The following is a 14,512-nucleotide window of genomic DNA, read 5'->3' as shown; positions in this document are numbered from 1 at the left end:
TAAAGGGTACATATGACATGAAGCATATTAATAGCTTCTGATGTCGACGATGACTACACGGGTTCCTACGCCCGATCGCATTTTTAATGCGATGAGTGAAGGTTACTGGCTATAGCAAGCTGAGTCAACCTGGCGCTAAAAAATCAAACAAATCCCGAATTTTCTTTAACGCTCCGCGCCGAGGCGATCCATGTCCGGTTCCTCTGCTATTCACGGGGCGAACATGCTAATCCATATCCCTGAAGCAGTGTCTGGCCCTCGTCCAGACCGGCTGCAGTTCTGACAGACATATGAGTCAGTATGCTCTTTTTTGACCAGTTGTTACGTTATTGGCGGATTACTTAACAAAAGGTTTAATTGACTACTAAATATTATATTTTCGATCTAATGATCTATGAAATCATTTTTTATGAGATTTTTCGCTCATTAAGAATGATATAAATAGTATATTATTCTGTTTGTAAACGTTGGCATAACATAATCGATCGTTAGTGTGTGGTTTGTCGATCTTTTCAACCAAAAGACAGATCTATTTCAGAAACATCTGCTTTACAGGTTAATTGTTGTTTTTTTGATGCGTATCAAAAATATTCAAGGTGAACAGAAAATGTACCCCTGTCTGATGCCTGCGCGATTGTTGTTGTGCTTTTCAAATTAATGTAAAACAGGTATATTCCTGCCTGTTACAAAGCTTTTCGGCAGTAGCAATGCTGGAGAGCGAAGCGGCATAAGCCGGACGGCAGAATGCGCCATAAGGCATTCAGAATAGATGGCAGGAACTGACGGTGTTAAGCCGGGGTCGGAAGACTGAAAGGTTCCGGGAGCCAGAAAAAGGAAAACCCCCACAACCTTTCTACGGACTTGGCGGAACGAACGAAAGATAGTGGGGGCCTCACAGAATACGGAATAAGTATACATGAGACCGTTCCTGAATATCAACCCTGTGCAGTGTATAAACGCACGGCATAATCGCCCCGCCATAAGCGACAGCTTGTGGCAGGTCTGAAGAATAAAAATCATACCGTAATACACTGGAGCCAGTTGTCTCCCGAAGACCAGATGAAATTCTGGGCTGAATATGAAGCGGGGAGGACGACGTCTTTCCTGGTCGAGCCGGAAGGAAAGCGTACCCGGCGTTGCCGGGGGGAGCACTCCACCAAACCTAAATGCGAAAATCCATCCTGGTTCCGCCCTGCGCACTATAAAAAGCTCGGGGGCCAGCTGGGCTATGCCTACAACCGTCTGGTGAAAAAAGACCCGGTCACGGGAGAATGCAGCCTGCGCATGCATATGTCCCTGCACCCCCTGTACGTGAAGGAGCGTAAACGGGCGGGACGGCAGTATGCTTTCCGGCCGGAGAAGCGTCAGTTGCTCGATGCCATCTGGCCGGTGCTGGTCTCCTTCTGTGATGCCGGCATGCACACGGTCGGCATGTCCGTGTCGCGCCTGGCAAAAGAAATCAGCCCCAAAGACAGTAAAGGTAACGTCATTCCGGAACTGGCAGTCACGGTCTCCCGTCTGTCGCGCCTGCTGGCCGAACAGGTGCGTTTCGGTACGCTGGGCCTGTCAGAAGAAACCCTGTGGGACCGGGAAAACCGCCAGCGCCTGCCGCGCTACGTCTGGATAACCCCGGCCGGCTGGCAGATGCTGGGCGTCGACATGATGAAACTGAAGGCGCAGCAGGAAGAACGGCTGCGTGAAAGTGAGATTCGTCGGCAACTCATCAGCGAGGGCGTTCTGGGCGAGGACGAAGATATTTCAGTGCATTCTGCGAGAAAACGCTGGTACCTGCAGCGCAGCCAGGAGGCACTGAAATATCGTCGTAAGAAAGCGGCCGCCCGTAAACGGGCCAACCGGCTGGCAGAACTGCCGCGCGACAGACAGATACATGAAATGTCACAGCATATCCTGAAGTGTATGCCCCCGGATGAGGCGTACTGGTGCACGCCTGATCGTCTCGAGCAGCTGGCTATCCGCGAACTGTACCAGATGGAACTGGTGCTGGCCACGCCGCCTCCGCATTAGCGCCATTTTTCTGAAATGCCATAAACAGATATCACCGCCAGCCCCTCCGGGGCTTCCGGCGCTGGCTCCGCCTGCCAGCATATGCGCATAAACTCACCGTTTTTCCGTATGCCTCCCGTTTCCGGCCATAAAACCGCACCTGAATGACACTACCGTACCCCCATCGTCTCAGTTATCCACAAAAACCCGCAAACGAATAACTTCAGGAATCCGCAAACCGATATCAGGAAATCCGCAATATATTCCAAACCCCTTAAGTAATGAGTCACCCTTACAGGGAGATCCTTTGTCTTTGAAACCACTGTGCATAAATAAATAAGGCCTTCGCTTGCAGCGGCCTCCGCCGCGCCGCTCAGAATCAAAAGTACCTCCCACCGCCAAAGACGGCGGGCCCCAACCGGACACCAACTAAACACCCTGCCACACCCACCACTGAAAAGCCGCGCCGCCCCGGGCCACAGGCCCGGAACAGAGTGGCTTTTAATGATGGATGCTGTAACTAAACTACTGAGTGGCGTTATGTCCCGTCTGGCTTTGCAGGGCGATGGCCCACTGCGTGAACCATCACCCCGCCAGCAGGGTATTTTATGTGCAGTTGTCAACCACTGAATCGGAACCCCAAAGGGGCCCCCACGATTCAGCAGTTGACAATTCCACCCTCCGAGCCAATACAACAGTTAAGTTTTTCTTTTTTATGTCTGTTGTAATGGAATTATGCTAATATTTCATAGCGTTATGCTTATTTTCTCGAGGTGGTTATGACGGCAGGTAAACAAAAAAATACACCGGTCATTGTGATGAAGAAAAAACGCCACATTATTTCTCCTCCACCAACGGAGGAACATGTAATCACTCCTCCGCCTCCGGAGCTTCCTTCCGGGACTGTGGAAAACGAAATGCCGGCACATCAGGCGAAAAAAAATAAAAAATGGACGCCGGAATTCATCAACACCAGTCTCGAAAAGGTTAAAGCACTCTTTCCCCTGTTGCGGGCTGAAGAAGGCGGTTTCCGTCCGCTGAAAATTGGCATCACCAGGGATGTTACCGACTTTATTGCACAGAACCCCGACGCCGGTTTAACCCTCCCGGAATGGCAGTGTGCTGCCCGGATTATCACCCGCAGGTGGAAATACCTTGAGCGAATTTCTGTTCCCGGTGCTTTACGGTATGGCATCGATGGATTGCCTGCCGGTGTCGTTTCTGAGCATGAAGCTCAGCATGCCCGCGCCTTTCTGGCATCAAAGCTGGCCAGCAAAAACAAAAATAATGGGTCGAACGACAAATCAGCAACATAAAAAAGACTCTGCATTCTGTCCGGCAGTGCGCCAGGCATAATGCCGCCACTGGCTGCCTTTTTAACGGCTTCCGTTTACTTCCGCCCCGGTCGTACATCGTGTTCTGTTCATTTACCCACAGAGTTGTGCACCATTTCTGTGGATAAACCTCTCCCGGAGCGGAACTGTCTGCAGATTCTGGCTTCGGCGGGCCTCGCTGCGAGTTACCGGCAGCGCAACACCAGTACGTTTTTATGCCGCAATGTCACATCTCAGGCCAGTACGGGCTTTCGTTCTGAATAACATTCGCTGTATATTTTGAATAACTTCTGAGCTGAAAGGGAGTTCGTTCTTTATGCCGATGAAACTGGTCCGCAAAAAAAATCCCAGGGGAGGCCTGTTCCGCTGGCTTACGCGTGATGAAGAATTAGCAGTAAAAAATATTTCCGGACTCAGGGACTTTACCGATCGGACACAATATACGCTGAACAATAAAGTCCTCCGGGAAATGCGTCAGCTTGGTGCCTGGTTACAGTGCGACTGTATTCCGGGGGATTCACCGGCAATGAACAGTGCCAATCTGTACAGGGATACCGGAACCCTTTTTCTGTCCGGATTTAACCATGAGCATGCTGCTGACTGTCCTATGTACCGCCCGTTCAGTGGTGATGCCGGAGCCACCTCTTCCGGAACACGAAAACATGCCAGTAGCCGCCGGATTAACTACAGAAATTTTCTGCCCCCGGATGATACTGAAGCAACAACCAGGAAACCTGGACATCCGGAACCCCGGGGAGACGATCGAACCCGACGAACACGCCGATCGAGGATTGCCCGTCTTCTGCTCTCTCTTATTGAAGATGCCGGCCTTAACCAGCTGGACACACTCTCTCCTATTCCTTCCAGGAGTGTCAGGGACTCCCTGAATGCCATGCAACTTGTAACACAAAATCAGGAGTTTATTCGCGGACGTCAGTTGTCAGAAATTGTTCGTTTTCAGCCCGGCATGAGTGCCCGGGGGCGCGAAAAACTGATGAAAGAACTGGAGCACCCGGACATGCACTGGCCCGCCGGACGAACCCGGATATTCTTCCAGATTTTTATGTCCGCACATGTCAGCCGTGATGAAGCTGAGTTTCGCTGGCCGGGCGGGGCTGTGGTGTTCCGGCCAGAACGCGGAATCAGCATCAATGGAGAGTCGCTGGAGGGAAGGCGTCCACCCTACTGGGTTATTCTGTCGTTTCGCCGGGGAACTGACGGAGATATTATCTGTAGCGAAGGATATGCTCATGCACTCTTCCGTATGGGGTGTCCGGTACCAGTGGACAGCGAACTTGAGCGTGGTACGCTGGCTGGTCTGTCTGTTGTTTCAGAATGGCTTAAAAATAAAACGGAAGCACCGGCACTGAGTCTGGAAAAACCGTTATTTGATATTGAGGTCTCTACCGAGGGTGAAAAAGGGTATGTACTGCCTGATTTTATCATCACGGCCAGAATGAATGACGGCAATGAATATAAAGTGGTTATTGAAACGATGGGATACGCTGACGATGACTATTGCGAGAGAAAAGCCGAACAGCATAAGGGAATGAGACAGATTGGTATTCTCCAGACCGATCCCCCCAGGTGGCCACAGGAAATTGAGACTCCTTTCGAAAAGCATATCTTTGGCGTTTTTCTTCACCTCAATAAGTTTTTTAAAAATAATAGCAACACATAATACACATGAATTTTTTGTACTTAGGTAAAACAAGCGCTCTTCGGGGCGCTTGTTTGCTTATGGAGAAGAGCTACAGAGACCGGGGTTATAACAGGTCAGCACTTGAACAGGCGAACCCACTCTATTATCTCATCGAGCTGATTGTTGTCTAATTCGGCGCAGTTTGCATAAATCACCGCTGCTACCTGACCCTGTTTTCTCTCAGTGGTGGACCCTGTTCCAGGCTTCCCACCCATACCTTGCTGGCCATCGTCGGTCAGAACTCTACGGCCACTACGTGTTACGAATTGATCTGCGGTAATTTTCATTCATTTTTCCTCAGTTTTAAAACCGTACTCCCCGCCATAAAATCTTACGGCGCTCCATTCGTCAGAGAGCTCCTTCTTGTCGAGCGTGTAATGGTGAGCTACATAACCATCGGCGTCGTTTTCATAAACCAGGCTCACGTAGCCGATACGTGTTAATTTACCTGGTTCCTGTACGGAATAAATATCACGGAGATATACAGGATACTCCACGACGATATATGGAGAATTAGCCCCCATCGTATCAGCGCAGTGCTGGTACAGCTTTTCGTTCATATCAGTCAGCGAATCGCAGTCGTACACTTCCAGATAATTGCCCCAGTCACGGTTGTACTGAATTCTGGCCATTTGCAGTATTTCCTTTTTTCACGGATGTGTTTAATCAAAATTTCCCGTAGCGCTGCTCAAATTCTTCATCTCCCATCAGCGGCCAGCGTATGCGGTGCCACCGTAGCTCCTGTGCCTGGGCGGCGCTGAATCCGGCGTGTGCCAGCAGGGCGTCCAGCGCGTCGCCTGCGTCTGTCTCATGCCGGGAGGCCGTGAGCGGAAACGCCTCCGCACTTTCCCGCAGTATATGGAGCAACCGTGCCGGTGCCGGCAGTGACCGGAGCGTCTCCCCGGGAACCACAACAGCCTGCCGATCTGTTTCTGTCAGGCCGGTGATCCCCAGTATCTGAAGTTCAGCGTCCAGCTGCCGGAACCAGGCCTCCGTCTGATCGACCGGTGCCGTGCCGGAGATGCAGCCCTCTTCCGGCGCGTGGCTTTCGTTTATCTGCAGGCGGACCTCAATACCTGCATCATGGCAGGCCTGCAGCCACACCGCCACCTGCACGGCATCGCCTTCGGGGCGCGTCACCTGTCCGGCCGTATTCCACAGCTGCAGGCAGGTGGTTCCGTCGGCGCGGATGACATAATCGCCCCGGCATGCCATGTACCAGATGTTGTCCAGCCGGACCGGCCGATCGCCTGCCCGGGCGTCACCGGTATCCACCGGCCTGATCGGGACCAGGGGCAGAACCCTGATCTCCGTCGCGCGCCGTTCCGCCAGCTCGCGCTCCTGCTCGGCAGCCAGGAGCGGAGCGGCCAGCTCACGGCCGGCGTCTGTCAGTTCGACAGCCAGTTGCAGGTTAGGTGCCCGGAGGGTATGCAGCCAGCCTGCCGCTTCCATACGCCGGCAGGAGGCACGCAGGTTGGGGCCGTACACCGGGACATCCCCGCCCCGCTCCAGTACCCGCTCAATATCCCGCGTCGCCACCGGTCCCGGACGTTTCGCATCGAGAGCTGCCAGCACAATCAGCACCCGTCGCTGCAGCGGCGACGGACGGCGGACGATCACCTTTGTCACGATGTCAGTCCTCTCTTTTAAAGACGAGGGCGTGCAGGCGCAGCCGATCGGCATCAACATGTTCATCCATTGTTGAGCCCGGATAACCCTGCAAAGCCAGACCATACCAGAAATTCAGAATGGCGGAGGCTTTCGCCAGCGCCTCGATGTAACCTATTCCGTCCTGGTCAAGATTGATATTCCTGATTTCTTCTTCAGCTTTTTGCGTCAACAACTCATAGCTAAGTGAAAACGTCACTTCGTTATCCATCCTGTACGCTCCGTCTGATAATATCCTGTCATGTAAAAAATCATACCTGATGTGGTTTTGTATTTTATAATATACATCATATTAGATATTAATTACTTATTTATGGTAAATATCATATTAAGTATGATTTTATGCATAATGTCTAATTATCATATCTTCTGCGGGGTTTCCGTCACACAGATCCGGAAACTCCAGAAGCCGGAGCCCAACCTCTCCAAGTATTTGATAAGCCAGCTCTTGTATATCTTGACCTTTATTATCTTTTTTGTTCTCAAAAGTTATAATGCGTGTTAAATCAACAATGTTGGAAGATCAACATGAGAAGACCATCCCGAACGGAAGCACTGATGCCAGTACTGAGTGCTAACAATGCTCAGGAAGAACAGATTAACACCACCTATGAACCTCTGACTCCCTCAGTCATTGAAGATGAAAAAGCACAAAGCTATATCGAAGCTCTGAATTTTGCCTGTTCTCGCCGGGATATCAGAAATATTGCTGTAACAGGCCCGTACGGGGCCGGTAAAAGTTCGGTATTACTGACATGGGAAAGGGCAGAGGATAATGACTTTCGGGTGATGACCGTATCACTGGCCGACTTTGAAATGCAGCGGGCATACTCCGGAGATTCCCAGGCAGTTGAGGGTAAACCCGGCTACGATGATAACGATAAAAAAGCGGGAAAAGCCGAAGAGAAAACAATCGAGTACAGCATCCTGCAACAGCTGCTCTACAAAGAAAAAAAAAGTGTGTTGCCCTATTCCCGTCTGGAGCGCATTTCTGACGTAAGTGCGTGTCAGATAGCCATGATGACCGCCAGTCTGTTATTCATACTGGCTTCGACGGCAACTGGCCTGCTTTTTCTTTTCCCTGATTACATCTGTGCTAAGCTCTCCCTGCCGCCAGAACTAAGTCAGTTTCTGCTGGGGTGGCCTGTACTCGCCAGGTTTGGTAGCGCCGGGATATTTCTTTTTACTGCCTTATTCTTTGCACTGAAGAAACTGCACCGTACAGGGATGTTTGATCGGCGTGTAAGTATTGATAAAATTGACATACTGAAAGGGGCCATTTCAACACGCCCTGCGGCCCCTTCTCTTCTCAATGTGTACATTGATGAAATCGTCTATTTTTTCGAACAGACACAATACAATGTGGTCATATTTGAGGATCTTGACCGTCATAATGACGGAGCCATTTTTATCAAACTCCGTGAAATAAATCAGCTTATCAATAACTGCCTCCCCACAGACAATCCTGTCAGGTTTATCTACGCTGTCAGGGATAATCTTTTCATCACACCAGAATCACGGACAAAATTTTTCGATTTCGTCATACCGGTGATCCCGGTGATGGACAGTGAGAATGCTTCTGAACATTTTTTGAGTAAATTTACACCTGACGAACTCAAGCAGGAAGGATTCAAAGACTGCCTTGCCAGACTGGCTCTTTTTATTCCTGATATGCGGGTTATGCATAACATTGCGAACGAATTTCGTCTTTACCGGAATATTGTGAATAATGGAGAGGATTTAAAGCGACTTATTTCACTGATCACCTATAAAAATCTTTGTGCTGAGGACTATCACAGGATAGATCAGAAAAAAGGGATGCTTTATAGCATTGTGTCCGAATATATATCAGGTAAATTAAGAGAAGAGTTTTGCAAAAATCTAAAAAACAAAATTGAAACGTCCCTAACTGAACTATCTCAACTACAAAATGAAAAAGTGGCCACTGAACATGGGTTGAGGAGTGAAATTCTGCGCTCATATATCAGTGAGATAACATCATCAATGTTGCATTTTAAAACTCACACGGGCACTCATTATGATTTGAAAGATGTTATAGAAAATGAAACCTCATTTCTTTCTTTGCTGAATAACCATCCGATTAGGATTCAGGTAAAGGGATATAGCACAACCATTGCTACAATAAATAGAAGTACAGTTGAGGTTATGTCGGAACAATATCAGGAAAGAAAAGTTATTATTCAAAAAAAGTCAGATGGTGACATTTCCCGCTTAGAGGAAATTATTAAAAGAAGCAGATCTGAAATTCAGAATGCATCCTCGTATGATCTTGCTTTTTTCATCAATAAGATGGGCAGATCCGGTTTCGAAAGATGTATTGCAGGCTATTCAACGCCTGAACAACACGACGAAGAAACCTTTACTGATAATGCCGGAAATATTGATTTTATTTATTTCCTTTTATCTCATGGTTATCTTTCCACTGACTATATGGCCTACCGCTCAGTATTTATGCCAGGTAGTCTGAGCACGGAAGACAATAACTTTATCAGGGCTGTGACGTCAGGAGTAATACCTGATGAAACGGCAAAAATGCCCCTCAGCAATATTGCTAACACCGTGGAAAAATTGCATGGACTGGGCATGCTGATGCATGACAATGCATGGCATCCTCAGATTCTCTGGTACCTCATGCACAATGATACGAATTCCCTGAAGACTATCATGAGGATGCAGTCAGAAGCCGGAGCCGAACAGCGGATGGTAAGACTGGCCAATGAGATCTTCCCCTGCTGGGAATCCACTGCGCAGCGGGACTATATCAGGTTAATGGTTGACGGGGATGGTCATCTGTCCACTATGATCCACCAGATTGGGAGCCTGAATGATACCGTAGCTGAACAAAATCTGCTCCCGTTATTACTGTCCTTACCGGTGCTGTCCTGGGGAGCCGTCTCTCAGATAACTCGGGATGAACTACAGAGACTCATCGATTCGCAATTTAATCTCGTAACGTCCTTACCAGATAATTGTGCGCAGTTTTTCTGTGAAAACCTGCGGAATTCAGGTTGTCGCCTGACTAACATTCCTTTGGCCCGGAGTGACTCCGGGCAGGAAACACTGCATTCGGTGGTACAGGAAAAATTGTGGACCTATTCCACATTGAACCTGCAAAACATTTGTTTCTCACTTTCTCATGTGTCAGAGAATAACAGTGATACCTTCCGTAAAAAGCCTGTTGCATTAATAAAATCGCTTCGCATTCCGAACCTTGAAACATATGTTTATGAAAACATATCATCATTCATTCGTGATGTTTTTATACACTCTGAAGAAAATGAACTCATTCCTGATCTTCTTAATTCGAAATTCGTTGACTGGGATGATGCAAGGTACCTGACAGAAAGTATGATCTTCTTACTGGAGGACATATCAGTTATCCTGAACAAAGAGAATACCGAAACCACAGGAATTTCTTATGATCAAAACCTGTATTCACTTCTGGCTCATCATAATCATATTACCACTTGCTGGGATAATGTTATTTCTCTACTGAGTGAAGATGCGTCACTTGCTGATTATACTTTTTGTGATTGGCTTAATTTTAATTATTGTTTATTGCCAAATGACACGTTGCCTTTGACGGATGATCAGTTCTCGCAATTACTTATTAAGGCTGTTACATCACCGTATATCAATAGAGAAGCGCTTGTCGTGTTAACCAGGACATTCAGGATAACGCTTATTTATGTGCCAGATAACTTACCACTGAATAATGCGGCGGTACTGATCGAGGAAAAATGGCTGGCCCCAACCATCAGTGTCTTTGAACAACTTTATCAGGTATTGAACGAAATGGGCGAACGGTTGACACCACTTCTTTATGATCTTATTTGTATCCGCCCCGCGTTGCTGAATAGGAATTACGAGCTTGTTTTGTTTGCTGATGACCAGTTTAACCGGGGGATTACCCGTTTAATTCTGAATGGCGATAAGATTTCAGACGAAGTCTGTATCAGTATCCTGAACTGGCTCTGGGAAAAAGATGAAGCCCTGCTCTCTGAGGCACCACTTCTCAGCCAGCAAGCCCTGATCAGGTTCTCCACCAAAATAACCGATGACCGGCAGAAGCAGGCACTGCTGATGCAATGTCTTAAAAATGACGGTTGGCCACACAAGTTCATCAGACAGGTGCTCATGACGTTCGGGCATCAGGATTATGCGGCTTTCCTCACAGAGAGGAATTATCGTAGCATTCCCCGAAGTGATGCCATGTGGCAACTGGCTGTCCGGCTGGGAAAAAGTGGATTTATCAGGCCGCCGAAGCTCACTCACGGTGATACACGTATCCGCATAGAGCCCTTTTTTAACGCTGAAAATGAATACGACTGACATCGCAAAATAGTGGTAAGGCCGTCGGGGGGGCGGCCTTTCTTATTTATCTCGCCCAGTCTTGCAGTACCAGACCCGGTACCCGCTCAAATTCCCGCGTATTATTCGTCACCAGCACGGCACCGGCGGCGATGGCATGCCCGGCAATCGCCGTGTCGTTCGGGCCGATCGGCGTGCCGGCCATGCGAAGCGCCACCTTAATCTCCGTGGTCGCATCCACCGCGGCACGGTCCCAGGGCAGGACGGCATCGAGGCGGGCGCAGAACGCGTCAACCAGCTGCACGTGGCGCGGCGAGGCCTTCGGGCCGGTGGCACCGAAGCGCATCTCGGAGTAAGTGATGGCCGAGACCACGATACGGTGGCCGCGCAGCACCGCCTGCTCCAGGCGCTTCAGCACCGCTTCGGGCTGCTCGCGCATGATGAACGAGCAGATGTTCGTGTCGAGCATATACATTTTCTTCACAGGTTAAATCGTCCTTCATCGGTGACAACGTCTTCGCGCTCCGCCATAAAGTCCGGATCTGCCTTTTCGAGCTCCAGGAATGAGCCCCAGGTCGGCCGGACGGGGCGCAGAATAATGCTGTCCCCTTCCCGGACGATCTCCAGCTTGCTCACCCCCTCAAAATCCATGTCACGGGGCAGGCGGATGGCGCGGTTGTTGCCGTTTTTAAAAATGGATACGGTTCTCATGATTCTCTCCCGGGTAAGTGCGGATATGTGATGCATATCCGGAATGATGTTCATTGCACCGGGTGTGTGCATATGTTTAGTATAGGCAGATGTTTTACATATGTATAGATGCAGCATATGCAGATGATGAAGATATGCGTATGCCATACATATGCAGATGCTAGACATATGTATATGTATAACCTATCCCTGTTTCTTTCTTTTTCACGGAAGATCCGAAAAATACCAGTTTCGGATCCTCCGGAATCGCCCCGGTGCTGCACACCCCATCAACACAAGATGTAGCGTCATAATCTACTAATCTGGCTACCAGATATTGTGTTATGTACCTTTCCTGTGACCCGGCGCGCAGGGGCAGAAAAGACCGCTTCGCTTATTCCCTGACCGTGGTACACTTCCGGAAAGTCTTGAATATGCAAAAAATCGGATCACCCGGAAAAGCTGATACGGTAATTTCGTTGCGTTTTTATAAGCTGGATTGTAATTGCATATAGTTAAAGTTACATAATGAAAAAGATGAGTGGGTTACTAATTGCGTGATAACAGTATGCGTTTTAAGGATTGAAAACATGCATCAGTAAAATGCACGAGAAAATACATATAATAGATATGTGGATAACAGCGGCGAACAGTTAACTCAGTCACTATAAGCTGGTTAACAGTATTCACAATGCGTGGCAGATTTTTGCTTCAGCGGAATGTATACTTAACTGCATACCTGAAGTATGTAAAAAAGAGGTGAATCATGAAGCAGCGAATTACAGTGACAGTGGACAGCGACAGCTATCAGCTGCTCAAGGCATACGACGTGAATATCTCCGGTCTGGTCAGTACGACCATGCAGAACGAAGCCCGCCGTCTGCGAGCCGAACGCTGGCAGGAAGAAAACCGGGAAGGTATGGCTGAGGTGGCCAGCTTTATAGAGGCTAACGGATCGTTTGCTGACGAAAACAGGAACTGGTGATATGCAGTTTAAGGTTTACACCTATAAAAGGGAGAGTCGCTACACCCTGTTCGTGGATGTCCAGAGTGACATTATCGACACCCCCGGACGGCGGATGGTGATCCCGCTGGCCAGCGCCCGTCTGCTGTCGGATAAGGTCTCCCGCGAACTTTATCCTGTGGTACATATCGGGGATGAGAGCTGGCGTCTGATGACCACAGATATGGCCAGTGTGCCGGCCTCAGTCATCGGGGAAGAGGTAGCCGATCTCAGTCACCGGGAGAACGATATCAAAAACGCCATTAACCTGATGTTCTGGGGGATTTGATATGCGTGTCAGCGAACAGGTGCTGCTCAGTAGTCTACGTCAGGGCGGCTGTGTGCGGAGTTTCTGGCGCCGCTCCGCCAGACTGACGGGTACGCCCTCTCCGATCGTTCCGGACGGGCTTGTGCTGGAAACCCCCGGTGAACGCGGGGATACCCCACTCTGTCATGTGGATTTTGCGGTGGTACAGAAGTGGCTGGTCTGTGATGAAACCTGGACACAGACCGTCGGGGGAACAGAGTTCGGCGGGGCGGTCTGGCGACTGCGTACTGACAGGGAAAACACCACCTCATGACACGGTCACGCGTCTGTCCGGATACTGAATCCACCGGTCTCAGTCCGGCATCGGATGCCCTGCCGGTCAGGGAGACGGCAGAACAGTTTGCACAGGTCTTTTTCGGAAAATCCGTGTCCCTGCTGACGTCGGAAGAGCGGTTCACGACGGTGTACACCGGCTCCCGGGACAGACCTGCGGATCTGCATCCGGCGAGCTGGTTTCCGGCCGGCACCTGGTTTTGTCACGAACTCCACGCCTGTGGTGACCGGTGCGGACGTCGTCAGGGCTGGCCACTGTATCACGCTTCAGAAGCGGAACGGCTGCGCGCACTCTGTCCGCCACGGCTCGCCACGCCCGCGACCGGTCCGGGAGAACAGTTGCTGACCCGTACGGTGCTGCTGAAAGCGGGTTACTCACGTCGGCCATGACACCACCGGTGGCCGGACGGCAGAACCGTCACAGCGGCGACTGGGATCCTTTATACAGGGTTCAGACTGAAACCAGAGATGACTCCGGGAAAAAACATGATGTCCCGGAAGATTTTATTTAACGGAGAGAGGACATGAGTCAGCCACCGTTACCTGCTGTCTTTACGCAGACCCCGTCCGCCCTGCTGCCGGTGGCCATTGATTACCCGGCTGCCCTCGCACTGCGCCAGATGGCAATGCAGCATGACGACTACCCGAAATATCTGCTGGCACCGGAGGTGAGTGCCCTGCTCCACTACGTCCCGGATCTGCACCGCAGGATGCTGCTGGCCACTCTCTGGAATACCGGCGCACGGATTAACGAAGCGCTGGCCCTGACACGGGGAGACTTTTCGCTGGCGCCACCGTATCCGTTTGTGCAGCTGGCCACCCTGAAACAGCGGGCGGAAAAGGCGGCCAGAACGGCAGGACGAATGCCGTCCGGCAGCCAGCCCCACCGTCTGGTGCCGCTGTCAGATAACCAGTATGTCAGTGAGCTGCAGATGATGGTGGCCACGCTGAAAATCCCGCTGGAGCGTCGTAACCGACGTACCGGCAGAACGGAAAAGGCACGCCTCTGGGAGATCACCGACCGGACGGTCCGTACCTGGATTGGGGAGGCGGTTGAGGCCGCAGCAGCTGACGGCGTGACGTTCTCAGTGCCGGTGACACCCCATACGTTCCGCCACAGTTACGCGATGCACATGCTGTACGCCGGCATCCCGCTGAAGGTGCTGCAGGCGCTGATG

15 protein-coding genes and 1 pseudogene are annotated in these 14,512 nt (G+C 50.3%); 10 read left to right on the top strand and 6 right to left on the bottom strand.

Annotation, left to right across the window (positions count from 1 at the left end; translation table 11 throughout):
* The first annotated feature begins 993 nt into the window (after positions 1-993).
* The 4 genes from repA to AC3G3F_RS19845 all read left to right on the top strand — a co-directional run bounded on the left by repA (position 994) and on the right by AC3G3F_RS19845 (position 5,019).
* Complete coding sequence (repA, locus tag AC3G3F_RS19860) at positions 994-2,025, top strand: plasmid replication initiator RepA (protein ID WP_072201870.1); 1,032 nt, start codon at positions 994-996, stop codon at positions 2,023-2,025.
* A gap of 311 nt (positions 2,026-2,336) precedes the next feature.
* Positions 2,337-2,528, top strand: a complete 192-nt coding sequence (locus AC3G3F_RS19855) for a hypothetical protein (protein WP_488395652.1) — start codon at positions 2,337-2,339, stop codon at positions 2,526-2,528.
* Between the two features lie 255 nt (positions 2,529-2,783).
* Positions 2,784-3,320: a ProQ/FINO family protein gene (locus AC3G3F_RS19850; protein WP_000123884.1), complete on the top strand. Its 537-nt coding sequence runs from the start codon at positions 2,784-2,786 to the stop codon at positions 3,318-3,320.
* Between the two features lie 334 nt (positions 3,321-3,654).
* Positions 3,655-5,019: a hypothetical protein gene (locus AC3G3F_RS19845; protein ID WP_001838499.1), complete on the top strand. Its 1,365-nt coding sequence runs from the start codon at positions 3,655-3,657 to the stop codon at positions 5,017-5,019.
* 95 nt (positions 5,020-5,114) lie between these two features.
* On the opposite strand, the gene AC3G3F_RS19840 is transcribed toward AC3G3F_RS19845, so the two are convergent.
* From AC3G3F_RS19840 to AC3G3F_RS19825, 4 genes are read right to left on the bottom strand one after another with little or no spacing between them, the layout of a single operon-like run.
* Complete coding sequence (locus tag AC3G3F_RS19840) at positions 5,115-5,327, bottom strand: hypothetical protein (RefSeq protein ID WP_000704436.1); 213 nt, start codon at positions 5,325-5,327, stop codon at positions 5,115-5,117.
* On the bottom strand, positions 5,328-5,672 hold the full coding sequence (locus tag AC3G3F_RS19835; RefSeq protein WP_000101248.1) for a hypothetical protein: 345 nt from the start codon (positions 5,670-5,672) through the stop codon (positions 5,328-5,330).
* A 34-nt stretch (positions 5,673-5,706) separates the two neighbouring features.
* Complete coding sequence (locus tag AC3G3F_RS19830; RefSeq protein ID WP_000169857.1) at positions 5,707-6,669, bottom strand: hypothetical protein; 963 nt, start codon at positions 6,667-6,669, stop codon at positions 5,707-5,709.
* 4 nt (positions 6,670-6,673) lie between these two features.
* A complete protein-coding gene (locus AC3G3F_RS19825) occupies positions 6,674-6,919 on the bottom strand; it encodes a hypothetical protein (protein WP_000368360.1) in 246 nt (81 codons plus the stop codon).
* A 317-nt stretch (positions 6,920-7,236) separates the two neighbouring features.
* Here AC3G3F_RS19825 and AC3G3F_RS19820 point away from each other — a divergent pair, with 317 nt between their 5' ends.
* Complete coding sequence (locus AC3G3F_RS19820; RefSeq protein WP_060629105.1) at positions 7,237-11,061, top strand: YobI family P-loop NTPase; 3,825 nt, start codon at positions 7,237-7,239, stop codon at positions 11,059-11,061.
* Between the two features lie 46 nt (positions 11,062-11,107).
* Here the strand turns inward: AC3G3F_RS19820 and AC3G3F_RS19815 are convergent, their stop codons facing one another.
* Positions 11,108-11,524 (bottom strand): type II toxin-antitoxin system VapC family toxin, encoded by a 417-nt coding sequence (locus tag AC3G3F_RS19815; protein WP_000739001.1) that lies wholly within the window; start codon positions 11,522-11,524, stop codon positions 11,108-11,110.
* The gene (gene vapB, locus AC3G3F_RS19810; protein WP_060629106.1) at positions 11,521-11,751 is read right to left on the bottom strand and encodes a type II toxin-antitoxin system VapB family antitoxin; all 231 of its coding nucleotides are present in this window, start codon (positions 11,749-11,751) and stop codon (positions 11,521-11,523) included. Before vapB ends, AC3G3F_RS19815 begins: the two co-directional genes overlap by 4 nt.
* A 745-nt stretch (positions 11,752-12,496) precedes the next feature.
* Here vapB and ccdA point away from each other — a divergent pair.
* The 5 genes and pseudogenes from ccdA to AC3G3F_RS19785 form a co-directional block, all read left to right on the top strand.
* Positions 12,497-12,715: a type II toxin-antitoxin system antitoxin CcdA gene (gene ccdA / locus AC3G3F_RS19805; protein ID WP_000813642.1), complete on the top strand. Its 219-nt coding sequence runs from the start codon at positions 12,497-12,499 to the stop codon at positions 12,713-12,715.
* A 1-nt stretch (position 12,716) separates the two neighbouring features.
* On the top strand, positions 12,717-13,022 hold the full coding sequence (ccdB, locus tag AC3G3F_RS19800) for a type II toxin-antitoxin system toxin CcdB (RefSeq protein ID WP_001159874.1): 306 nt from the start codon (positions 12,717-12,719) through the stop codon (positions 13,020-13,022).
* A gap of 1 nt (position 13,023) precedes the next feature.
* Positions 13,024-13,314, top strand: coding sequence for a hypothetical protein (locus AC3G3F_RS19795; RefSeq protein ID WP_001266178.1), 291 nt, complete (start codon positions 13,024-13,026; stop codon positions 13,312-13,314).
* Positions 13,311-13,846 (top strand): annotated as a pseudogene (locus AC3G3F_RS19790) (cytoplasmic protein). Before AC3G3F_RS19795 ends, AC3G3F_RS19790 begins: the two are co-directional and overlap by 4 nt.
* 12 nt (positions 13,847-13,858) lie before the next feature.
* A partial coding sequence (locus AC3G3F_RS19785; RefSeq protein ID WP_109147510.1) for a tyrosine-type recombinase/integrase occupies positions 13,859-14,512 on the top strand: 654 nt, incomplete at its 3' end.

The sequence above is a fragment of the Salmonella sp. FC25216 genome, assembly GCF_057751355.1.
The sequence above is the reverse complement of the archived record's forward strand: the minus strand, read 5'-3'. Positions and strand labels throughout refer to the sequence as shown.